The sequence below is a fragment of the Massilia agri genome (assembly GCF_024753255.1).
Classification (GTDB): domain Bacteria; phylum Pseudomonadota; class Gammaproteobacteria; order Burkholderiales; family Burkholderiaceae_D; genus Telluria; species Telluria agri.
The window spans coordinates 1-21,608 of the sequence record NZ_JANUHA010000026.1 but is presented as its reverse complement, the minus strand read 5'-3'; the positions used below and the strand labels follow the sequence as shown (position 1 = coordinate 21,608).

Here is a 21,608-nt window from a genome sequence, read left to right as displayed (position 1 = left end):
GTCATGTTCAACCGCATCATCCAGGCCGCGATCGCGCAGCGCTGGCTCGTCATGGCCTTCGTCGTGGCGATGGCCCTGCTGGGCATCTACAACTACGGCCGCCTGCCGATCGACGCCGTCCCCGACGTCACCAATGTGCAGGTGCAGATCAACACGGCGGCGCCGGGCTACTCGCCCCTGGAAGCCGAGCAGCGCATTACCTACCCGGTCGAGGCCCAGCTGGCCGGCCTGCCGCGGCTGGAGAGCTTCCGCTCGCTGTCGCGCTATGGCCTGTCCCAGGTCACCGTCGTGTTCGAGGAGGGCACCGACATCCACTTCGCGCGCCAGCAGGTAGGCCAGCGCCTGCAGGACGCGCGCGAACAGCTGCCGAATGGCGTGGTCCCGACCATGGGGCCGATCGCCACGGGCCTGTCCGAAATCTATTCCTGGACCGTGGAAACCGTCCCCGGCGCGAAGAAGCCCGACGGCTCGCCCTACTCACCAACTGACCTGCGGGAGATCCAGGACTGGATCATCAAGCCGCAGCTGCGCAGCGTGCCCGGCGTCACCGAGATCAACTCGATCGGCGGCTTCGACAAGGAATACCTGGTCGCGCCCGAGATGGCGACCCTGTCCGCCTACGGCCTGGACCTGGGCGACATCGTGGGCGCCATCGAGAAGAACAACGGCAACGTCGGCGCCGGCTACATCGAGCGGGCAGGGGAGCAGTACCTCGTGCGCGCCCCCGGCCAGGTGGCGTCCAGCGAGGACATCGCCAACATCGTGGTGGCGACCATCCGCGGCATGCCGGTGCGCATCCGCGACGTCGCCACCGTCTCGCTGGGGCGCGAGCTGCGCACCGGCGCGGCAACCGAGAACGGCCAGGAGGTGGTGCTGGGCACGGTCTTCATGCTGATGGGCGAGAACAGCCGGGAGGTGTCGCGCGCCGTCGACCGCCGCATGGTCGAGATCAATCGCAGCCTGCCGCCGGGCGTGAAGGCGGTCACGGTCTACGACCGCACCGTGCTGGTGGAAAAGGCGATCGCCACGGTGCGCAACAACCTGCTCGAGGGCGCGGTGCTGGTGGTGGCCGTGCTGTTCGCCTTCCTGGGGAACATCCGCGCCGCCCTGATCACGGCGATGGTGATCCCGCTGGCCATGCTGTTCACCTTCTCGGGCATGGTGGTGAACCGGGTCAGCGCCAACCTGCTGAGCCTCGGCGCGCTCGACTTCGGCATCATCGTCGACGGCGCCGTCGTCATCGTCGAGAACTGCGTGCGCCGGCTGTCGCATGCCCGGGCGCGGCTGGGCCGGACCCTGAGCCTGCAGGAGCGCTTTGCGGAAGTCTTCGAGGCCGCACGCGAGGCGCGCCGGCCGCTGGTGTTCGGGCAGCTCATCATCATGATCGTCTACCTGCCGATCTTCGCCCTGACCGGCATCGAAGGCAAGATGTTCCACCCGATGGCGATCACGGTCGTCACGGCGCTGCTGGGCGCGATGATCCTGTCGCTCACCTTCGTGCCGGCGGCGGTGGCCCTGTTCATCGGCGACAGGGTGGAGGAGAAGGAGAACCGCCTGATGCACGCGGCGCGGCGCGCCTACGAGCCGGCCCTGCGCTACGCGATGGCCAACAAGCCGGTGGCGCTGGCCTTCGCCGGCATCGTGCTGGCCGTCTCGACCCTGCTCGCCAGCCGCCTCGGCACCGAATTCGTGCCGACCCTGGACGAGGGCGACATCGCCGTGCTGACCATGCGCGTGCCCGGCACCAGCCTGTCGCAGTCCGTCAGGATGCAGCAGCAGATCGAGCTTGAACTGGTACGGCGCTTCCCCGAGATCGAGCGCGTGTTCGCCCGCATCGGCACCGCCGAAATCGCCTCCGACCCGATGCCGCCGAACGTCGCCGACGGCATCATCATGCTGCGCCCGGAGCGCGACTGGCCGACGCCGAAGAAGACCCGCGCCGGGCTCCTGGCGGCGATCCGCGAAACCCTCGAGCGCCTGCCGGGCAACAGCTACGAGTTCAGCCAGCCGATCCAGCTGCGCGTGAACGAACTGATTTCCGGCGTGCGCAGCGACGTGGCCGTGAAGGTCTTCGGCGACGACCTGGATACGCTGAACACGGCTGCGGCCAAGGTGGCGGACGTGCTCCGGGGCGTGCCGGGCGCGAGCGAGGTGAACGTCGAGCAGACCACCGGCCTGCCGATGCTGCAGGTACGGGTTGACCGCGAACGGGCGGCGCGCATGGGCCTGAACATCGGCGACGTGCAGGACCTGGTCGCGACCGCCACCGCCGGACGCGAGGCGGGCACCCTGTTCGAGGGCGACCGCCGCTTCGGCATCGTGGTGCGCCTGCCGGACCCGCGGCGCGGCGATATCGATTTCCTGCAGCGGCTGCCGGTGCCGCTGCCGGCCGGACAGGGGGAAGCCCGGCGCTTTATCACCCTCGGCGAAATCGCCGCCTTCGAGGTGGCGCCGGGCCCGAACCAGTTCAGCCGCGAGGGCGGCAAGCGCCGCGTGGTGGTGACGGCGAATGTGCGCGGGCGCGACATCGGCTCTTTCGTGGCCGAGGCGCAGAACAGGGTGGCTGCGCAGGTCAGGACGGCGCCGGGCTACTGGATCGGCTGGGGCGGCCAGTTCGAACACCTGGAGGCTGCCGCCCGGCGCCTGCAGGTGGTGGTGCCGGCGGCGCTGGCGCTGGTGTTCATGCTGCTCTACCTGGTCTTCAACGGCGTCAAGGACGGGCTGCTGGTCTTTTCCGGCATTCCCTTCGCCCTGAGCGGCGGCGTGTTCGCGCTCTGGCTGCGCGGGATCCCGTTGTCGATCTCGGCCGCCGTCGGCTTCATCGCCCTGTCCGGGGTGGCGGTGCTCAACGGCCTGGTGATGCTCTCCTTCATCCGCAAGCTGCGCGAGGAGGGATTGCCCTTGGCGCGGGCGATCGAGGAGGGCGCGCTGGGGCGATTGCGGCCGGTCCTGATGACGGCCCTGGTCGCCTCGCTCGGCTTCGTGCCGATGGCGCTGGCCACCGGGACCGGGGCCGAGGTGCAAAGGCCGCTGGCGACCGTCGTCATCGGCGGCATCCTGTCCTCGACGGCGCTGACCCTGCTCCTGCTGCCGCTGCTGGTGGAGCTGGCGCACCGGGAGCGGGCGCCTGCCGGGCGGCTATCCGGTGTGTTGTCGAGGTTGAAATAGCTATTTCCGGATGCTACTCAACGGTGTTCTATCCCCCATGGCAGAAATGATATAGTTGGTCATTTTGCAGAATTTGCCGTCGCGGCGGTCCGCACCCGGCCGCGAGGCGATGACCAACCACCAAAACAAGGGATAACACCGATGACCACCAAGGATTACGCGAACCGTGTCAGCCAGATGCTCCAGGACCAGCAGGCGGTGATCGCCAGCGAGTGGTTGGGCCAGCTGGAGGCATTGACGGTGCGCGGCAATGCCGCCTCGCGCGAGCAGCTGCGCATTCATACCCAGCAGTTCCTGGGTGCGTTTGCCGCTGCGGCCCGCTCCGGCGAACTGGAGAACATCGATCACCGTTCCTGGGACGAGGTGCGCGACCTGCTGGCGGAGATCTCGTCCAGCCGCGCCAAGTCGGGCTCGACCCCGAGCGAGACCGCGACCTTCGTGTTCTCCCTGAAGCAGACGCTGTTCTCGCACCTGCGCCAGGCCTTCGAGGGCGAACCGGAAACGGCCGGTGCGGCTTCCTGGACCATCAGCACCCTGCTCGACAAGCTGGGCCTGTACACCATCGAGGTGTTCCAGAAGACCAAGGACCAGATCATCGTGCGCCAGCAGCAGGAGCTGCTCGAGCTGTCCACGCCGGTGGTCAAGCTGTGGAACGGCATCCTGGCGCTGCCGCTGATCGGCACCCTGGACTCGGCCCGCACCCAGGTGGTGATGGAAAACATCCTGCAGAAGATCGTCGACACCGGCGCCTCGATCGCCATCATCGACATTACCGGCGTGCCGACCGTGGACACCCTGGTGGCCCAGCACCTGATGAAGACCATCGCCGCGGCGCGCCTGATGGGCGCCGACTGCATCATCTCCGGCATCCGCCCGCAGATCGCCCAGACCATCGTGCACCTCGGCGTGAACCTGGAAGACGTCACCACCAAGGCGACCCTGGCGGACGCCTTCGTGGTCGCGCTCGAGCGCACCGGCACCTCGGTCATCAGCAAGGCATAAGGACGCCCCGCACATGGAACGCATCCCTATCCTGCGCATGGGCGACCTGCTCCTGGTGACGATCCAGGTCGACATGCACGACCGCCTCGCCATGCAGCTGCAGGACGACCTGACCGAGCGCATCGTGGCCGACGGCGCCAAGGGCGTCCTGATCGACATCTCGGCGCTCGACCTGGTCGACTCCTTCATCGGCCGCATGATCAGCAACACCGCCGCCATGGCGCGCGTGCTCGACGCCCGCACGGTGGTGGTGGGCATGCAGCCCGCGGTGGCGATCACCCTCGTCGAGCTGGGCCTGACCCTGCACGGCGTGAAGACCGCCCTGAACGTCGAGAAGGGCATGACCCTGCTCGGAAAGAACTTCCATTGATGATGGACGCGCAATCCAATGCAGTCCTGTTCGAGACCCCCCTGCTGGAGCGCCACCGCCAGCATCGCACCGCACGCGTGACCCTGCGCCTGCGCTCGGACGAGGACGTCGTAGGCCTGCGCAAGCAGGTGCGCGAACGCGCGGTGGCCATTGCCTTGTCCCTGGTCGACCAGACCAAGCTGGTCACGGCCGCCAGCGAGCTGGCCCGTAATACCCTCAAGTATGGCGGCGGCGGCGAGGTTCACCTCGACACCCTGGCGGACGGCATCCGCAACGGCGTGGGCCTACTGTTCGTCGACGCCGGCCCCGGCATCGTGGACCTCGACAGCGCGCTGCGCGACGGTTTCACCACCGGGGGCGGATTGGGCCTGGGACTGGGCGGTTCGAAGCGCCTGGTCGACGAATTCGAGATCGACAGCCGTCCGGGAGAGGGCACTGCCGTATTGGTAGTCAAATGGAAGCGCTGATCAGTTCCCTGACGCGGCAGCAGGTGTTCGCCATCACCCATGCCAGCGACATCGCCGCCGCGCGGCGCGCCGGCCAGCGCCTGGCCGACGAACTCGGCTTCAACGAGATCCGCGCCGGGCAGCTGGCCCTGATCGTCACCGAAGCCGGGACCAACATCCTCAAGCATGCGGGCGAGGGCGAGATCCATATCGGACCGGCGCAGTCCGCGGCCGGCATCGGGGTCGACGTGCTGGCGCTCGACAACGGCCCCGGCATCGTCGACGTCGACGCCTGCCTGGTCGACGGCATGTCCACCACCGGTACCTCCGGCAACGGCCTGGGCGCGCTGCGCCGTCTGTCCGACGAGTTCGACGTCTATACCCAGCCGGGCCAGGGCGCCGCCTTCTTCATGCGCCTGTGGCGCGACGTCCCGGCGCCGGAACCGTGCGGGGTCGAGATCGGCGCCCTGTGGACGCCGATGGCCGGCGAGGACGAGTGCGGCGACGGCTGGGCGGTGCGCTGCGACGCGCGCGGCGCCACGCTGCTGGCCGCGGACGGCCTGGGACACGGCCCCGAGGCCGCGCGCGCGGCCGCCGCGGCCGTCAAGACGCTCGGGCGCGACAAGAGCGCCGAGGCGGGGCAGTTGATGGAGGCCGCCCACGAGGCGCTGCGCCCGACCCGTGGGGCGGCCCTGGCCACCGCGCGCGTCGATTTCGAGTCGGATGAGCTGCGCTTCGCGGGCGTGGGCAATATCGCCGGCTGTGTCATCGGCGACGGCCGCCGTCCGCTGGTCTCGCACAACGGCATCGTCGGCCACAATATCCGCAAGGTGCAGGAATTCGCGCTGCCCTTCGCGCCAGGCGCCCTGTGCATCATGCATTCGGACGGCATCCAGACCCAATGGGACCTGGCCCGCTACCCCGGCCTGGCCGGGCGCAGCACGGTGCTGATCGCGGCCATGCTGATGCGCGACTTCATCCGCCGCCGCGACGACGCCATGGTGCTGGTGGTGCGCCGCCTGAAAGGAAACGCATGAACGGTCAGCGCATCCTGAGCGTGGCCCTGGACAACGACCAGGACGTGGTGCTGGTGCGCCAGCGCGCCCGCCAGCTGTCGGAACTGCTCGGCTTTTCGCAGCAGGACCAGGTGCGCATCGCCACCGCCGTGTCGGAAGTGGCGCGCGTGGCCTGCCACCGGGGTTCGGGCGGACGCGCCGCCTTTTCCCTGGTCAGGCTCGGCGCCTACCAGCACCTGGAAGTGACCATCAATCCAGGCGCCGGACCGCGAAAGGCATCTGCCCCTGCCGGGCTGCAGGAAGGCATCACCCGCTCGCTGCCCGAACTGGCCCTGATCACGGCGAACCGCTTGATGGATTCCTGCGACGTCGAGCCGGAGGAGGGCATCGCCACCGCCATCACCATGCGCAAGGCCCTGCCGCCCCAGATCATTGTGCAGACTTCGCAGCTGGCCGACATCAGCGAACGCCTGGCGTCCAGCCCGGTCGCCAACACCCTGCACGAGCTGCAGCTGCAGAACCAGGAGCTGGTGGCGACCATGGCCGAGCTGCGCGAGCGCCAGGAAGACCTGCTGTCGCTGACGCGCGAACTGGAAGACACCAACCGCGGCATCGTCGCCCTGTACGCCGAGATCGAGGACAAGGCCGAGCGCCTGCGCAAGGCGGACGAGATGAAGTCGCGCTTCCTGTCGAACACCAGCCACGAGCTGCGCACACCCCTGTCCTCGATCCGCGCCCTGGCCCAGCTGCTGCTGGACCGCATGGACGGCGACCTGACGGTCGAGCAGGAGCGCCAGGTACAGTTCATCGCCAAGGCCGCCAACGACCTGTCGGAGCTGGTCAACGACCTGCTCGACCTGGCCAAGATCGAGGCCGGCAAGGTCGAGGTGCAGCTGGCCCCGGTGGTCGTCGAGAACCTGTTCCGTGCCCTCAAGGGCATGCTGCGCCCGCTGGTGGACGAGGGGCGGGTGGAACTGGTCTTCGCGCCCACCGAGGTGGTGGAGGCCTTCGATACGGACGAGGGCAAGATCTCCCAGATCCTGCGCAACTTCATTTCGAATGCCCTGAAGTTCACCGAGCGTGGTAGCGTGACGGTCAGCGCCACCCACAATGCGGCGGACGACACGATCGCGTTCGCGGTCGCCGACACCGGGATCGGCATCAGCCCGGAGAACCTGCAACTGATTTTCGAAGAGTTCAGCCAGATCGAGCATCCGCTGCAGCGGCGCAGCAAGGGCACGGGCCTCGGCCTGCCGCTGTGCCGCAAGCTGGCAGACCTGCTGCATGGTCGGGTGGAAGTGGTGAGCACGCCAGGCGCCGGCTCCACCTTCACGCTGGTCCTGCCGCGACGCTTCCCGGCGCCTGATCAAGACGGAAACGAATCATGAAACCGCAATCGACCCTGATCCTCAACGTTGACGACAACGACGGCGCTCGCTACGCCAAGAACCGCATCCTGCAGGGCGCCGGCTACGAAGTGGTGGAGGCGACCAACGGCACCGACGCGCTGGACATGGTCAGGCGCCTGTCGCCGGCGCTGGTGCTGCTCGACGTGAAGCTCCCGGACATCAACGGCATCGAGGTGTGCCGCCGCATCAAGTCCAGCCCCGACAGCAGCATGGTGCTGGTGCTGCAGACCTCGGCCGCACTGACCGGGCGCGCCGACAAGATCCGCGGCCTGGAGGGCGGCGCCGACAACTACCTGGCCGCGCCGATCGAGGCCGACGAGCTGATCGCCAACGTCAACGCGCTGCTGCGCATGCGCCAAACCCAGGTCCAGCTGCGCGACAGCGAAGAGCGCTTCCGCCAGCTCACCGACAACATCGACGACGTGTTCTGGATGTTCTCCGTGCCCGAGGGCAGCCTGGTCTACGTCAGCCCGGCCTACGCCGACATCTGGGGCAGGAGCGTGGAGTCGCTGCGCCAGGAGCCGGGCGGCTGGCTGGATGCCGTGCATCCGGACGACCGCGAGCGCGTCAGGGAGCGCTGGAGCCGCCTCACGGACGCGCCGCACTACGACGACGAGTTCCGCATCAGCGCCCCGAACGGCGGCACGCGCTGGGTGCGCGACCGCCTGTTCCCGGTGCGCGACACGCGCGGCGCGGTCTACCGCGTGGCGCGCGTGACCAGCGACATCACGGCGCGCAAGGAGATGGAAGCGCTGCTGCGTGCGGCCGACCGCAACAAGAACCAGTTCCTGGCCACGCTGGCGCACGAGCTGCGCAACCCGCTCAGCCCGATCCGCAACGCCGCCGCGCTGCTCGGCGCCACGGGCGACGGTCCCGGCGGGGGCGAACGCCAGGCGCGCGCCCGCGAAGTCATCACGCGCCAGGTCGACCACCTGGCGCACCTGGTCGACGACCTGCTCGACGTGGCCCGCATCTCGGAGGGCAAGATCGTGCTGCGCACCGAGGACGTGGACCTGGGCGCCGTGATCAACCAGGCGATCGAGACCGCCAGTCCCCTGATCGCCGCGCGCGAGCACCAGCTCGAGGTGCAGCTGCCGGAGGAAGAGGTGTGGGTCTCGGGCGACCCGGTGCGCCTGGCCCAGTCGATCGGCAACCTGCTGCACAACGCCGCCAAGTTCACGCCGAAGGGCGGGAAAATCAATCTCTCCGTCAGCCTGGCGAACGAGGGCCGCGTACGCATCGCCGTGCGCGACAACGGCATCGGCATCGCCGAGGACAACCTGCCGCGCATCTTCGGCATGTTCACCCAGGTCGAGGTGCCGCCGGACCGCGCGCCGGAAGGCCTGGGCATCGGCCTGTCGCTGGTCTCGCACCTGCTGGAACTGCACGGCGGCCGCCTGGAGGCCAGCAGCCCCGGCATCGGCCTGGGCAGCACCTTCACCATGGACCTGCCGCTGCTGCGCATCGCTTCCGCGCAGGGCGAGCAGCCGCACTGCACCCAGCCCGGGAGCGACGGCAGCGGCATGCGCGTGCTGCTGGTGGACGACAACGTCGACGCCATGGAAATGATGGGCTTCCTGCTGGCCGAGATGGGCTACGAGACCTGCACCACCTCGGATGCCTCCGAAATCGAAGAGCTGGTGCTGCGCCACAGGCCGCAGGTGATCGTGCTCGACATCGGCCTGCCCGGCGTGGACGGCTACGAGGTCGCGCGCCGCATCAAGAAGAATCCGGCCCTGGCCGGCATCCGCCTGGTGGCGCACACCGGCTATGGTTCCCCCGAAGACCGCCGCCGCGCCCAGGAAGCGGGCTTCGACGCCCACCTGGTCAAGCCGGCCGAGCTGGACGACCTGGAGAAAGCGCTGAAAGGCTGATTCGGCTAGAATCACGTTTAGCAGGAACGACCTGCCCCGCAGTGGGAACAATGACCGGGACGGCCCGGCTTTTCGAAAGGAGAGCCGGTCAATGGCTTGGTTGATGTTGTTTGTTGCGGGTATCTTCGAAGTGGTGTGGGCGGTGGCGATGAAGCAGTCGGCAGGCTTCACGCGGCTCGTGCCCACCCTCGTCACGCTGGCCGGCATGGTGGTCAGCTTCGTGCTGCTGTCCGCGGCGATGCGCACGATTCCCCTTGGTACTGCTTATACGATCTGGACCGGCATCGGCGCGGTCGGGGCATTCCTCGTCGGGATCACTGTGCTGGGCGAGCAGGCCAGCGCAATGCGGGTCATCGCGGCGGTGCTGATCGTGAGTGGCCTGGTCTTGATGAAGCTGTCGGCCGACTGATGCCCTTGTAGGGTGGGCAGATTCTGCCCACGCGTTCAAATCACGCTTCCTGGCCCGCTTCGTGGCTCACAACCGTGCGTCAACCGCGTGGACGGGGAATTCCGGGTACTGCCCGAGCGTACCCCGCCCATCCTGCGAGTTGCGACTACTATTTGCACGTGATGTCGATGTCGAACAGACCGTGTCCATCGGGCGTGTAGAGCATCTCGCACGTCCGGGTGTCGTCCGGCAACCGCCTCCCCAGCACCAGCCCTTCGTTCACCCCATAGCGGCAGGTCAGCCACTTCTCTTCGCTTGAATCCTTCATGAAAGGATAGCTGACCTTGAAGCGCTTGCCGCCCAGCTTTTCGGTCTCGCCCAACTGCGCGGCATGCTGTTCAAGCGGACCGAGGGTGATGCCGGCTGCCTGGAGCCGGAAGCGCGCGGGAACCAGGCCGCTCCATCCCTTTGGCGGTTCGGTGATGCGCACCGCCGCCGCTTCCAGTTCTTCCGGGCAGGCGATCTTCTGCTCCTTTGCCGGTGCGTGAGCGGCAAGCGCGAGCAGTACTAGAGTGACTGATTTGCGCACGGCTTACTCGATCACGAAGAAGGCATCGGCATTGTTGCTCGGGCTCGACCATGAGCCATCGGAATTCTTGCCTTTCCGCCCGATGTAGCGTGCCTGCACGGTCCTGGTTGGAGGGTAGGTAAATTGTTCCATGATCCAGATGCCTTTCGGTTTGCCGTCGCTGCCGAACGGCCCATAGTGCAGGAAGAATCCCGCATGCCGCGTACCTTTCCCGACTTGCGGGTAGCGGCCATTCACGAAGGTTGCGATAGCGGTGCCAGGCATCAGGCCAATGGGTGCATCGAGCACCTGGGCGCCGGCACGCCATTGGGTAGTATGGGGCACATGGGCATAGTGTTGAACCAGCGCGACGCATTCTCCATCGCGTACAGGTTTGCTGCCTTCCAGGGAACTGGCTTTCGGATAGCGGTATATGCGTCCTCCTTGCAATTAGGAGGAAATTGTTTCCGGCTCAGGTTGAACGTGATTTGAAAACCATCAAGTGTATGCGTGACGGAGCCCAAGAAAAACAAAACCCCGCAGAAATGCGGGGTTTTGCAGGGCGCCTGGCGTTGGATTACTTGTCCGTCACCGTAAACTCACCGAAGGCCTTGAGCTGCTCGCCCACCGCCTTCTGGTCGCCCACGACCACGATCGACTGGTTCTCCGGCGCGTAGTACTTCTTCGACACATCGCGCACCTGTTCCGGCGTGACCTTCTGGATGCGCGGCACGTACTCGCCGAGGAACTCGGCGGGCAGGCCGACCAGCCAGTTGGAGGCCAGGGTGCCGGCGACGGCGCGCTGGAGCTGGTTGCTGATCATGTAGCCGCCGGCCACATAACGCTTGTTCATCTCCATTTCCTTGGCCGGCACCAGTTCGCTGCCGATGCGCTTGTACTCGCTGAAGAACTCGTTCAGCGCCGCGCCGGTCACCTCGTTGCGCACGTCGGCGCCGCCGATGATCGAGCCGCCCGCGCGGTTCAGGCGCGCACCGGCCGAGGCGCCGTAGGTGTAGCCCTTGGCCTCGCGCAGGTTGATATTCACGCGGCTCGAGAAGCCGCCGCCGAGGATGGTGCTGGCCAGGCGCAACGGGATCTGGTCCTGGGCGCTGGCGGCGATGCCGGGGCTGCCCAGGCGCAGGGTCGACTGCACGCTGCCGTCGCGCTGCAGCAGGATGCGCGCAGGCTTGGCCGCGCTTGGCGCCGGCGCGGTGTCGGCGATCGACGGGCCGCTGACCTTCCAGTCGCCGAAGGCCTGCTCGGCGAGCTTGAGCGCATCAAGCTCCTTGACCGGGCCGGTGATCACCAGGAGGGCGTGGTCAGGACGCATGCGCTTGGCGTGCTCGCTGCGCAGCATGTCCTGGCTCACGGCGTTGATCGCTTCCACCGTCGGGGTGGTGCGGCTGTACGGGTGCTCGCCGTAGACGGCGCGGTTGATCGCGCGCTCCGCGCGGAAGCCCGGCTGGGTCTCGGACACGCGCAGCGACTGCAGCGCATTGGCCTTGGCCAGCTTGACTTCGCTTTCCGGGAAGGAGGGCGTGCGCGCGACTTCGGCCAGCAGCTGCATCATCGGGGCCGAGTGCGAGAGCAGGGCGTTGGCCGAGACGATGATGCCGTCCGAGGTGGCGCTGGCGGCGACCGAGCCGCCCATGCCCTGGGCCGCTTCGGCGATCGCGCGCGAGTCGCGCTTCTCGGTGCCTTCGTTGAGCAGGCCCGCCAGCATGTTGGCGAAGGCCGGCGTCGCCGGCGCGTCGGCCGCGAAGCCGGCGCCGCGCACGGCCAGCACGTAATCCACGCGCGGCAGGCCCTTGCGCGGCACGACCCAGACGGTCAGGCCGTTTTTCAGGGTGCTCTTGGTGATCTTCGGTACCGGGATCGGCTTGTCCTTGCCATAGGCGGGCATGGGCAGCTCTTTCGCAGCGGGGGCGGCATAAGCCATCGGCGCGAAGGCGGCCGTGACGGCGATTGCGAGCATCAGTTTCTTCATGATGTGCTCCTTATTGTTTTGCGGCGGCCGGGGCGGCTGCGGCGGTCGGGGTCGCGAGCATCGCGGCCGGCTTGCGGTCGATGACGGTGCGGTTGCTCGGCACCAGGTAGGTGCGCACCGCGCGCTGGATGTCTTCCGAGGTCACGGCTTCGATCCAGCCCGGGATCTTGTTGACCACGTTGGCGTCGCCCCACAGCACCTGCATCTTCGCCAGGGTGTCGGCGCGGTTGATGAAGCTCTCCAGCTGGTTGTTCCAGTCGGCCAGGATGCGGGTCTTCACGCGCTTCAGGGTCGCATCGTCGACGCCGTCCTTGGCGACCTTGGCGATCTCCTCGTCCATGGCCTTGAGCATGGCGTCGGCGCTGCTGTTCGGCTTGTACAGCGCGAACACGGTCATCACGGTCGGGCCGTCGTATTCGAAGGGACCGGTCAGACCGAACAGGGTGTCGACGTTCAGCGCGATCTCGCGGCCTTTCACCAGGCCCTGGTAGAACAGGGAAGCGTCGCCGCCGCCCAGCAGTTCACCGACCACGGCCATGGCGGCCTGGTCGCGGTGGCCGCGCGGCGGCACCTTCCAGGCCGCGGCGATGGCCGGCACCTGGGCCAGGGCGTCGCTCTGCACCACGCGCTTCTCGGCGGTGTTGAGGCCTTCGCTGAAGTCGGTCGGTTTCGGGGTCGGGCGGGCCTTGATCGAGCCGAAGTACTTCTGCGCCAGCGCGAAGCCCTGTTGCGGGGTGATGTCGCCGGCGATCGCCAGCACCGCGTTGTTCGGGCCGTAGTAGTCGCGGTGGAAGGCGCGCACGTCGTCCAGGCTGGCGTTCTCGAGGTCTTCGAAGCTGCCGTAGCCGTCATGGTTGTTTTCCCATTTCTGGAAGGCGTGCTGGCCGATATCGATCCAGTAGAAGCCGCCATAGGGCTGGTTCTTCACGTTCACGCGGATCTCTTCCTTCACCACGTCCTGCTGGTTCTTCAGCGTGGCCGGGTTGAAGTCGAGGGTCTTCATGCGGTCCGCTTCCAGCCACAGGATCGGTTCCAGCGCCGACACCGGCGCGGTCTCGATGTAGTTGGTGTAGTCGGGACGGGTCGAGCCATTGTTGCGGCCGCCGCCTGCGGTGATGGTGGTGTCGAACACGCCTTTCTTGGCGTTCGGGGTTCCCTGGAACATCAGGTGCTCGAACAGGTGGGCGAAGCCGGTGCGGTTCTTCGGTTCCAGGCGCATGCCCACGTGGTAGACGACCGACACGCCGACCGTCGGCGAACTGTGGTCTTCGGTGACGATGACGGTCAGGCCGTTGTCGAGCTTCTTGACGTTGATCGGCAGGGTCCACTGGTCGCTTGATGCGGCGAACGCCGACAGCGAAAAGGTGAGCCCGGCCAGCAAAACAGGTAATTGGCGCATGCGCATGGGTGACCTCGAAAATGAACGCAGAACGGGACTGCGAAGTGAATTGTTACCCATTTGTCTCCATGGGTTTGTACAGACGGCGGTGGCCATCGTGCGCTGCATCTTAGCGTAGTGGCATGCCAATAAGTAATCTTTTTTCGCATGCATATTCGCGATTTTTTGCGATAAATCTATTGTTGTGTCGATATTGCGCAACAAGCATCCGTCCACGCATACGTCACCCTGGACCGCGATTTGTGCAGTTCATCGCAGACAGGTAGGTATGTGATGACAAAATCGATATAGTTGCAACATGCCAAGATAGGCCAGGGCTACGCGCCCCCGACCGTCGCCAAACCAAAGAACATGTATTCGGAGAATCTAATGACAAACCTTTCCAAGCCGGGCCTCGTCTTCATGGCCCTGTGCGCCTCGCTGCTCGCCTGCATCGGCGTCGCCCAGGCGGCTCCGGAAACGGCGACCGAGACCCGGCCGATCGACGCGCGGGTGGTGCGCGTCAAGCTGGACGGGGTAGTGGACATGAAGATTCGCCAGGGCGCGACGCCGATGCTGGTGCTCACCGGGGATCCCCGCCTGCTGGGCAAGACCACCACGATGCAGAGTGGCGACACCCTCAATATCGGCACCGAGACCCGTGGCGTGAGCATCAACCTCGGACGCAGCATGGGGCTGCACGCGGAGCTGACCCTGCCGAACCTGCGCGAGGTGACCTCGGAGAGCGTGGGCGGCACCGTGGTCAGCGGCTTCTCGGGCGACGAACTCGAGCTCAACCTCGATGGGGCCGGCTCAATGAATGTATCATGTAATTACAGGGTCCTGAGCGCCAACCTGGGCGGCGTCGGCAGCATGCGCGTCAATGGCATCAACAGCGAGAGCGTCGAACTGAACCTGCGCGGCGCCGGCTACGTGACCCTGTCCGGCCGCAGCCGCCAGCTCAAGGCCGAACTCGGCGGACTGGGCGGGCTCGATGCCCAGGCCTTCTCGGCCGAGAACGTGACCCTCGAGCTGTCGGGACTGGGCAATGCGACCATCACCGCCAAGGAAAGCGCCAACCTGACGCTGTCGGGCCTCGGCTCGGTGACGGTGCACGGCAAGCCGGTCAACCGCAAGGTCAGCGTCGACGGCCTCGGCAAGGTGAGCTGGAAGTAAAGACCAGAACAAGAACACGCAGCACAACAAGAACAAGGTGAGTCCTTACGAGGACAAGGGTTCGTAGAGATCCTGAATTCCCTGCACGAGACATGAAAAAACTATTCGTAGCGTTCGCGTTCGCACTGGGCCTGCAGGCCGGTGCGCATGCGGGCTTCGCGGAAGGTGCCAGCGCCTATAACGCGCGCAACTACGCGACAGCACTGAGAGAGATCGTCCCGCTCGCCAAGGCCGGCCATGCGGATGCCCAGCATTTGCTGGGCCTGATGTATTACATGGGCCGCGGCGTCGCGCGCGACTACAAGCAGGCCTTCGCCTGGCACCACAAGGCCGCCCTGCAGGGCAAGTCCGACGCGCAGTACGTGGTCGGCGCCATGTACTACACCGGCAACGCCGTCCCGCAAGACCAGCGCCACGCCGTGGCCTGGTTCCGCAGGGCGGCCGAGCAGGGGCACGCCGAGGCCCAGCACGCGCTCGGCCTGATGTACCGCTACCACCAGGCCGGCATGCCGCAGGACATGGTGCTGGCCTATATGCTGTGGAACCTGGCCGCCGCCAGCGGCAACCACAATGCGGTCGAGCAGCGCGCCGCGATCTCGCGCCAGATGACGCAGGAACAGATCGAGGAGGCGCAGTCGCTGTCGCGCACGTGGAAGCCGGGCAGGCCGCTGCCGACGACGTCGCGCACGGGCACGAATTCCTGATTTTGAACCGCCGGCCTAGCCCGGCGGTTTTTTCATTCACGGGCGCTGCCGGGTTTTGTAGGGTGGCCGGCTTCGCCGACCGCGCGTTCAACTCCACTGTGAATGGCTGCTACGCGATTGTTCACCATGTGGTTGAACGCGCGTTCGGCGGAGCCGTGCACCGGTCCACTGGACCGGTGCACCCCTACTTGACGGGCGCGGCTGCCTTGGCCGCGCTTCTGAACAAGGACAAGGGCACCGCATTCCCCATCGCCTGGTAGCCGAGATCGTTCGGATGCAAATGGTCTCCGCTGTCATACGCCGGCAGCAAGCGCGTCGGATGCGCCGGGTCGCGGGTGGCGCGGTCGAAGTCGATCACGGCGTCGAACTCGTCGTTGTTGCGGATCCAGTTGTTCACGGCCTGGCGCACGACCTCCTTCTCGGGCGAGTAGTAGCCCGCTCCTTCGAACGGCGTCAGGGTGGCGCCGATCACGCTGATGCCCTTGGCGCGGGCGCGCAGGATCAGCTGGCGGTAGCCGGCGATCAGGTCTTCCGCCGTGACCGGGTTCGTGGCCGAGCTGTTGCCGATGTCGTTAATCCCGATCAGGATCACCAGGTAGCGCACGCCGGCGGTCGCCAGCACGTCGCGGTCGAAACGCTCCTGCGCGCTGCGCCCCGCCAGGGTGTTCGGCGAATTGCCCAGCAGGCGGTTGCCGCTGATGCCGCGGTTGACCACGCCGAAGCGCGCGTTGATGCCGAGGACCGGGTCGCGCTCGGTCTGCAGGCGGCGCGCCAGCCAGTCGGGCCAGCGGTTGTTGGTGTCTAGCGTGCTGCGGGTGCCGTCCGTGATCGAATCGCCCAGGGTGACGATGGTGGGCCCTAGCGAATCGACGTCGACTTCGGTGAGGAAGGGCCAGACCTGGATGGTGCGCTGCACGGGCAGCGTCGGCGCGGCCGTGAAGTTGCCGGGCAGGGAGACGTAGTTGGTCTGCAGCGCCAGCTGGTGCACGGTCGTTGCCTGCACGGTGCCCGGCAGGTAGAGGCTCACGGCCAGGTCGGATAGTGGCGGGACGTTCAGCTCCACCGGGTCGGACAGCGCCGGGGCGCCAGGCGGGATGGTGACGAAGCTGCGGCCCCCGAAGGTGAGGGCGCGGTCGGTGCCGGCTGCTACGTCCGAGCCGGCCGCGCGCAGGCCGATGCGGGCGGCGCCGATCGTCAGGGGCGTGCTGCCCAGTTCATTCGACACCCGGATGCGCACCCGGTTGCCGCCGATGCTGGTGTGGACAATGAGGCGCAGCGTCTGGTCGGTGAAGGTCTGCAGGCTCGTGTCCGGCGGCGGACCGGCCGGCGCGGTGCCCCAGGCACCAAGCCAGTGTTCGTTCTGCCAGCTTTGTGCGCCGGCCGGCTGGCTGGTGAAGGCGATCGCGGCGGCCAGCATGGCGCCGGACAGGAAGAGGCGGCGCCGCGGCGGCTGGACGCTTGATGTGGGGAGGGTGAAGGCGGCCGCCAGGCGCTGCGCGGCGTGGACAAGGGTGGGCAAGATGCGGTTCATCGTGTGCTCCCGAAAAAGGCGCCCATGCGATACGCATGAGTTCGCATGACCAATCTACCCAGCCAGCGGGACATGGACAAGAAGGCAACAACCTCTCCCTTTGCGCCGCATCGAAAGCTGCAAAGATTAATATTCCTGCAAGAATTTTCCATGACGCTGAGAGAAATCTTGTACCCCACTTGACCCGGCGATTGCCTCCCATTGTTCGGCGGCGCACCGAGCGTTGGACATGAGGCGGCTACGGTAGGCCATCGACGCGCAAGGAGCAGACATGAGCAATCATTCGGGTAAGGACGTGAAGATCGGCCGCGCGACCATGCCGGCGGGCGGCTGGGGTTCGCTGGCCAAGGTGTCGACGATCCTGCTGGACCAGCGCGTGCCGATCAAGGACAGTCGCCTGCTGCTGAAGCAGAACAAGCCGGATGGCTATGCCTGCGTCAGCTGCGCCTGGGCCAAGCCTGCCAATCCGCATCCCTTCGAGTTCTGCGAGAGCGGCGCCAAGGCCACCGCCTGGGAAACCACCAGCAAGACCATCGGCGCCGACTTCTTCGAGCGGCACACCGTCACCGAGCTCGAAGCCTGGGACGACCACACGCTGGAAGACCAGGGCCGCCTGACCGTGCCGCTGCGCTGGGACGCCGCCAGCGACACCTACCGCGAGGTGAGCTGGGAGACGGCGTTCGCCGAGATCGGCGCCACCTTGCGCGGCATGGCCAGGGAACAGGTGGTGTTCTACGCCTCGGGCCGCGCCTCGCTCGAGACCTCCTATATGTATTCCCTGTTCGCCCGCATGTACGGCAACAACAACCTGCCGGACAGCTCGAACATGTGCCACGAAAGCACCTCGGTCGGGCTGCAGAAGACCATCGGCGTGCCGGTCGGCACCGTGGTGCTGCACGATTTCGAGGAAACCGACTGCATCTTCTTCTTCGGCCAGAACGTCGGCGTGAACAGCCCGCGCATGTTGCACCAGCTGCAGGAAGCGCGTAGGCGCGGCGTGCCGATCATTACCTTCAACCCCTTGCGCGAGCGTGGCCTGGTCAGCTTCACGAATCCGCAGTCCCCGGTCGAAATGCTGACCGGGCATGAGACCCCGATCAGCACCCAGTACCACCAGGTCAAGCCGGGCGGCGACACGGCGGCCATCATGGGCCTGTGCAAGGCCGTCTTCGACCGCGACGACGCGGCCCAGCGCGCCGGCGCGCAGCGCGTGCTCGACGTCGCCTTCATCCAGGAGCACACGCACGGGTTCGCGGAGTTCGAGCAGTCGGTGCGCGCCTGCGGCTGGATTGACATCGAGCGCGAATCCGGCCTGCGGCGCGCCGACCTCGAGGCCGCGGCCGAGGCCTACTGCGAGGCGGGCGCCGTGATGGGCATCTACGGCATGGGCCTGACCCAGCACCGCAACGGGGTGCAGAACGTGACGATGATCGTCAACCTGCTGCTCCTGCGCGGAAACATCGGCAAGCCGGGCGCCGGCGTGTGTCCGGTGCGCGGGCACTCCAATGTGCAGGGCCAGCGCACCGTCGGCATCACCGAGAAGCCCGAGCTGGCGCCGCTCGACAAGCTCAAGGAACAATACGGCTTCGAGCCGCCGCGCAAGGCCGGCATGAACACGGTCGAGGCCTGCGAGGCCATCCTGGCCGGCAAGGTGGACGCCTTCATCGGCCTGGGCGGCAACTTCGTGCGCGCGGTGCCGGAACGCGGCCTGATGGAGAAGGCCTGGCGCGAGATTCCCCTTACCGTGCAGATCGCCACCAAGCTCAATCGTAACCACGTCATCCACGGCAAGGCGTCTTACCTGCTGCCTTGCCTGGGCCGGATCGAGATCGACCGCCAGGCCGGCGGAGAGCAGGACGTGACGGTCGAGGACAGCACCGGCTGCATGCACGGCTCGCGCGGGCGCGCCGAACCCGTGGCGTCCACGCTGCTGTCCGAGCCGGCCATCGTGGCGGGCCTGGCCAAGGCCACCCTCGACCCAAACCCGAACGTGGACTGGGACCGCTGGGTGGGCGATTATTCCCTGGTGCGCGAGGCCATCGCCGAGACCTACCCCGACATCTTCCACGACTTCAATGCGCGCATGTGGACGCCAGGCGGCTTTCGCCGGCCGCTGGGCGCCGCGCACCGGGTCTGGAAGACCGAATCCGGCAAGGCCCACTTCACGGCGCCCGAGGCCCTGCAGGGCAATCCGGACCTGCGCGGCGGCCCGCAAACGCTGCGCCTCTTCACCGTGCGCAGCGACGGCCAGTTCAACACCACCATCTACAACTACGACGACCACTTCCGCGGTGTGCAGGGCAGCCGCATGGTGCTGTTCATGGCGCGCGCGGACGTGGCGCGCTACGCACTGCGCGAGGGCGAACTGGTATCGCTGCGCACCGCGGCCATGGATGGCGTCGAGCGCCGTGTCGACGGCCTGGCGGTGGTGCCCTACGACGTGCCGGAGGGCTGTATCGCCGGCTACTATCCGGAACTGAATGCCCTGATCCCGCTGTGGCACCACGCGAAGGAGAGCAAGGTGCCGGCGGCCAAGGCGATCGACGTCATCCTCGAGCGCGGCGGGAGGCTGTCATGAACGCGGGCGAGGGCTTCTTCGCGCCGGCGGGCGCGAGCCGCCTGCCGGCCGCGCGCTGGCGCGAGGGCGTGTGCGAAGACGGCGCGGAGCTGGTGGCCGAGGAAGTGCCGGTGGCCCTGGTGTACAACGGCATCAGCCATGCGGTGATGCTGGCGTCTCCCCTGGACCTGGAAGACTTTGCGATCGGCTTCTCGCTGGGCGAGCGCATCGTGCGCAGCGCGCGCGATATCTACGGGCTCGAGGTGGAAGAGGGCGCCCATGGCATCGCGATCGAGATGCGGATTGCCGGCGGCGCCATGATGCGGCTGAAGGAAACGCGGCGCGCCCGCACGGGCCGCACCGGTTGCGGCCTGTGCGGCGTCGAGAGCCTGGCCTGTTTCGAGGATGAGTCCTTCGATCCGCCACGCGATGGACCGGCGGTGCGCTTCGACGCGGACGCCCTGCACCGGGCCATGGCGGCGATGGCCGCGCGCCAGGAACTGCACCACGCGACCGGCGCCGTGCACGCGGCCGGCTGGGCCGGCCGCGACGGAGAGCTGCGCTGCGTGCGCGAAGACGTGGGCCGCCACAACGCGCTCGACAAGCTGGTGGGCGCTCTGGCGCGCGACGGTATCGACACGGCCGCCGGCTTCGCGGTAGTGACCAGCCGCGCCAGCTTCGAGATGGTGCAGAAAGCCGCGCGCGCAGGCATCCCGCTGCTGGGTGCGATCTCGGCGCCGACCGCGCTGGCGGTGCAGCTGGCGCAGCAGGCCGGCCTCACGCTGGCCGGTTTCGTGCGCGGCGGGCGGCACGTGCTCTACAGCCACCGCGAACGACTTTCGTAGGGTGGTCGGCTTCGCCGACCGCGCGTTCAAATGCACGGCGAGATGAGGCGTATCGTCCATTCTCACGCGGGTTGAACGCGCGTTCGGCAGAGCCGAACACCCTACAGGCATCATCGTGATCGGAGTATGATGCCACCCTTCGCACTGCGCATCCTGGAGTATTCATGGTCATCGTGACCCACAACGGCAAGTTCCACGCCGACGACGCATGGGCGGTGGCCGTCCTGCACATCCTGTTCCCTGAAGCGGAGATCGTCCGCACCCGCGACCCGGCCATCATCGAGTCGGGCGACTTCGCCGTCGACGTCGGCGGCATCTGGGACCCGGCCACGGGCCGCTTCGACCATCACCAGAAAGGCTTCGACGGCGCCCGCATGTCAGGCGTGCCCTATGCCAGCGCCGGCCTGGTCTGGCGCGAATACGGCGCGCGCTGCGTGGCCGCGCTCGCCCTCCAGCACACCGGCCAGCAGCTCGACGAGGAGACGGCCCAGCAGATGGCCTACGCCATCGATGGCGACATCGTGCAATACCTGGATCTGTCGGACGTCGGCGCCGCCAAGAATGCGCCGGGCGGCTACGGCCTGTCGGCGGTGGTGTCGGGCTATAACCCGAACTGGATGGACGAGGAACGCCTCGGCTACGGGCTTGAAGCAGAAGCCTTTCGCCTGGCCCAGTTCCGCAAGGTGATGGCTTTTCTTACCGACGTGATGGCCAACGCCGTCAAGTACCGCGTCGGCGCGACGCTGGCCCTGTCGCAGGTGCGCCAGGCCGAGGTGCTGGAAAACGGCCGCCTGCTGTTCCTGAAGAACGCGGCGCTGCCCTGGACCTCGGTGGTGCGCAAGGAAATGCCGAAGGTGCTGTTCGTGATCAGCTACAGCCGCTCGGAAGACCGTCACATGCTGCACACGGTGCCGGCGACCGTCGACACCTTCGATGCGCGCGCCGACCTGCCGGAAAGCTGGGCAGGGCTGCGCGACGCGGATCTGGCGGCGGTCACCGGCGTGCCTGACGCGAAGTTCTGCCACAACGGCCGCTTCATCGCCGCGGCCAAGTCCTACAACGGCGCCTATGCGATGGCGCTGCAGGCCCTGCAGGCCGTCGACAGCGGCGAGACGCCGCTCTTCGTGCCGCGCCCGGCGGTCACGCCCATGAGTTAGGCGCTGTCACCGTTCAGTGTGGGCTCGCCCTG

18 protein-coding genes are annotated in these 21,608 nt (G+C 67.2%); 13 read left to right on the top strand and 5 right to left on the bottom strand.

Going from position 1 to position 21,608, the window contains the following annotated elements; all coding sequences use genetic code 11:
• The first annotated feature begins 3 nt into the window (after window positions 1-3).
• From NX780_RS23380 to NX780_RS23345, 8 genes are all read left to right on the top strand, one after another.
• Entirely contained in the window at window positions 4-3,168 is a 3,165-nt protein-coding gene (locus NX780_RS23380) for an efflux RND transporter permease subunit (protein ID WP_258830294.1), read from the top strand.
• A 141-nt stretch (window positions 3,169-3,309) separates the two neighbouring features.
• Window positions 3,310-4,170 carry an STAS domain-containing protein gene (locus NX780_RS23375; RefSeq protein WP_258830293.1) on the top strand — a complete coding sequence of 287 codons (861 nt, stop codon included), beginning with the start codon at window positions 3,310-3,312 and terminating at the stop codon, window positions 4,168-4,170.
• 13 nt (window positions 4,171-4,183) lie between these two features.
• Window positions 4,184-4,540 (top strand): STAS domain-containing protein, encoded by a 357-nt coding sequence (locus NX780_RS23370; RefSeq protein WP_258830292.1) that lies wholly within the window; start codon window positions 4,184-4,186, stop codon window positions 4,538-4,540.
• Window positions 4,540-5,007, top strand: coding sequence for an anti-sigma regulatory factor (locus tag NX780_RS23365; protein WP_258830291.1), 468 nt, complete (start codon window positions 4,540-4,542; stop codon window positions 5,005-5,007). Before NX780_RS23370 ends, NX780_RS23365 begins: the two co-directional genes overlap by 1 nt.
• The gene (locus NX780_RS23360) at window positions 4,995-6,023 is read left to right on the top strand and encodes an ATP-binding SpoIIE family protein phosphatase (RefSeq protein ID WP_258830290.1); all 1,029 of its coding nucleotides are present in this window, start codon (window positions 4,995-4,997) and stop codon (window positions 6,021-6,023) included. Before NX780_RS23365 ends, NX780_RS23360 begins: the two co-directional genes overlap by 13 nt.
• Window positions 6,020-7,390 (top strand): ATP-binding protein, encoded by a 1,371-nt coding sequence (locus tag NX780_RS23355; RefSeq protein ID WP_258830289.1) that lies wholly within the window; start codon window positions 6,020-6,022, stop codon window positions 7,388-7,390. The genes NX780_RS23360 and NX780_RS23355 overlap by 4 nt, the downstream gene beginning before the upstream one ends.
• Window positions 7,387-9,285 (top strand): ATP-binding response regulator, encoded by a 1,899-nt coding sequence (locus NX780_RS23350; protein WP_258830288.1) that lies wholly within the window; start codon window positions 7,387-7,389, stop codon window positions 9,283-9,285. Before NX780_RS23355 ends, NX780_RS23350 begins: the two co-directional genes overlap by 4 nt.
• 91 nt (window positions 9,286-9,376) lie before the next feature.
• A complete protein-coding gene (locus NX780_RS23345) occupies window positions 9,377-9,694 on the top strand; it encodes a DMT family transporter (protein ID WP_258830287.1) in 318 nt (105 codons plus the stop codon).
• A gap of 148 nt (window positions 9,695-9,842) precedes the next feature.
• Here the strand turns inward: NX780_RS23345 and NX780_RS23340 are convergent, their stop codons facing one another.
• The 4 genes from NX780_RS23340 to NX780_RS23325 form a co-directional block, all read right to left on the bottom strand.
• On the bottom strand, window positions 9,843-10,262 hold the full coding sequence (locus NX780_RS23340) for an STY0301 family protein (protein WP_258830286.1): 420 nt from the start codon (window positions 10,260-10,262) through the stop codon (window positions 9,843-9,845).
• A 3-nt stretch (window positions 10,263-10,265) separates the two neighbouring features.
• On the bottom strand, window positions 10,266-10,691 hold the full coding sequence (locus tag NX780_RS23335; RefSeq protein WP_258830285.1) for a BPSL0067 family protein: 426 nt from the start codon (window positions 10,689-10,691) through the stop codon (window positions 10,266-10,268).
• Between the two features lie 127 nt (window positions 10,692-10,818).
• Window positions 10,819-12,228 carry a M16 family metallopeptidase gene (locus NX780_RS23330; protein ID WP_258830284.1) on the bottom strand — a complete coding sequence of 470 codons (1,410 nt, stop codon included), beginning with the start codon at window positions 12,226-12,228 and terminating at the stop codon, window positions 10,819-10,821.
• Window positions 12,229-12,238: 10 nt separating this feature from the next.
• The gene (locus NX780_RS23325) at window positions 12,239-13,633 is read right to left on the bottom strand and encodes a M16 family metallopeptidase (protein WP_258830283.1); all 1,395 of its coding nucleotides are present in this window, start codon (window positions 13,631-13,633) and stop codon (window positions 12,239-12,241) included.
• Window positions 13,634-13,996: 363 nt separating this feature from the next.
• On the opposite strand from NX780_RS23325, the gene NX780_RS23320 reads away from it, so the two are divergent.
• Both NX780_RS23320 and NX780_RS23315 read left to right on the top strand, forming a co-directional pair.
• Entirely contained in the window at window positions 13,997-14,782 is a 786-nt protein-coding gene (locus NX780_RS23320) for a GIN domain-containing protein (RefSeq protein WP_258830282.1), read from the top strand.
• A 92-nt stretch (window positions 14,783-14,874) separates the two neighbouring features.
• Window positions 14,875-15,486 carry a tetratricopeptide repeat protein gene (locus tag NX780_RS23315; protein WP_258830281.1) on the top strand — a complete coding sequence of 204 codons (612 nt, stop codon included), beginning with the start codon at window positions 14,875-14,877 and terminating at the stop codon, window positions 15,484-15,486.
• Between the two features lie 184 nt (window positions 15,487-15,670).
• On the opposite strand, the gene NX780_RS23310 is transcribed toward NX780_RS23315, so the two are convergent.
• Window positions 15,671-17,017, bottom strand: coding sequence for an SGNH/GDSL hydrolase family protein (locus NX780_RS23310; RefSeq protein WP_258830280.1), 1,347 nt, complete (start codon window positions 17,015-17,017; stop codon window positions 15,671-15,673).
• A 271-nt stretch (window positions 17,018-17,288) separates the two neighbouring features.
• Here NX780_RS23310 and NX780_RS23305 point away from each other — a divergent pair, with 271 nt between their 5' ends.
• From NX780_RS23305 to NX780_RS23295, 3 genes are all read left to right on the top strand, one after another.
• Window positions 17,289-19,595, top strand: coding sequence for an FdhF/YdeP family oxidoreductase (locus NX780_RS23305; RefSeq protein WP_258830279.1), 2,307 nt, complete (start codon window positions 17,289-17,291; stop codon window positions 19,593-19,595).
• Window positions 19,592-20,419, top strand: a complete 828-nt coding sequence (fdhD, locus tag NX780_RS23300) for a formate dehydrogenase accessory sulfurtransferase FdhD (RefSeq protein WP_258830278.1) — start codon at window positions 19,592-19,594, stop codon at window positions 20,417-20,419. The genes NX780_RS23305 and fdhD overlap by 4 nt, the downstream gene beginning before the upstream one ends.
• 164 nt (window positions 20,420-20,583) lie before the next feature.
• On the top strand, window positions 20,584-21,576 hold the full coding sequence (locus NX780_RS23295; RefSeq protein WP_258830277.1) for an MYG1 family protein: 993 nt from the start codon (window positions 20,584-20,586) through the stop codon (window positions 21,574-21,576).
• Window positions 21,577-21,608 lie beyond the last annotated feature (32 nt).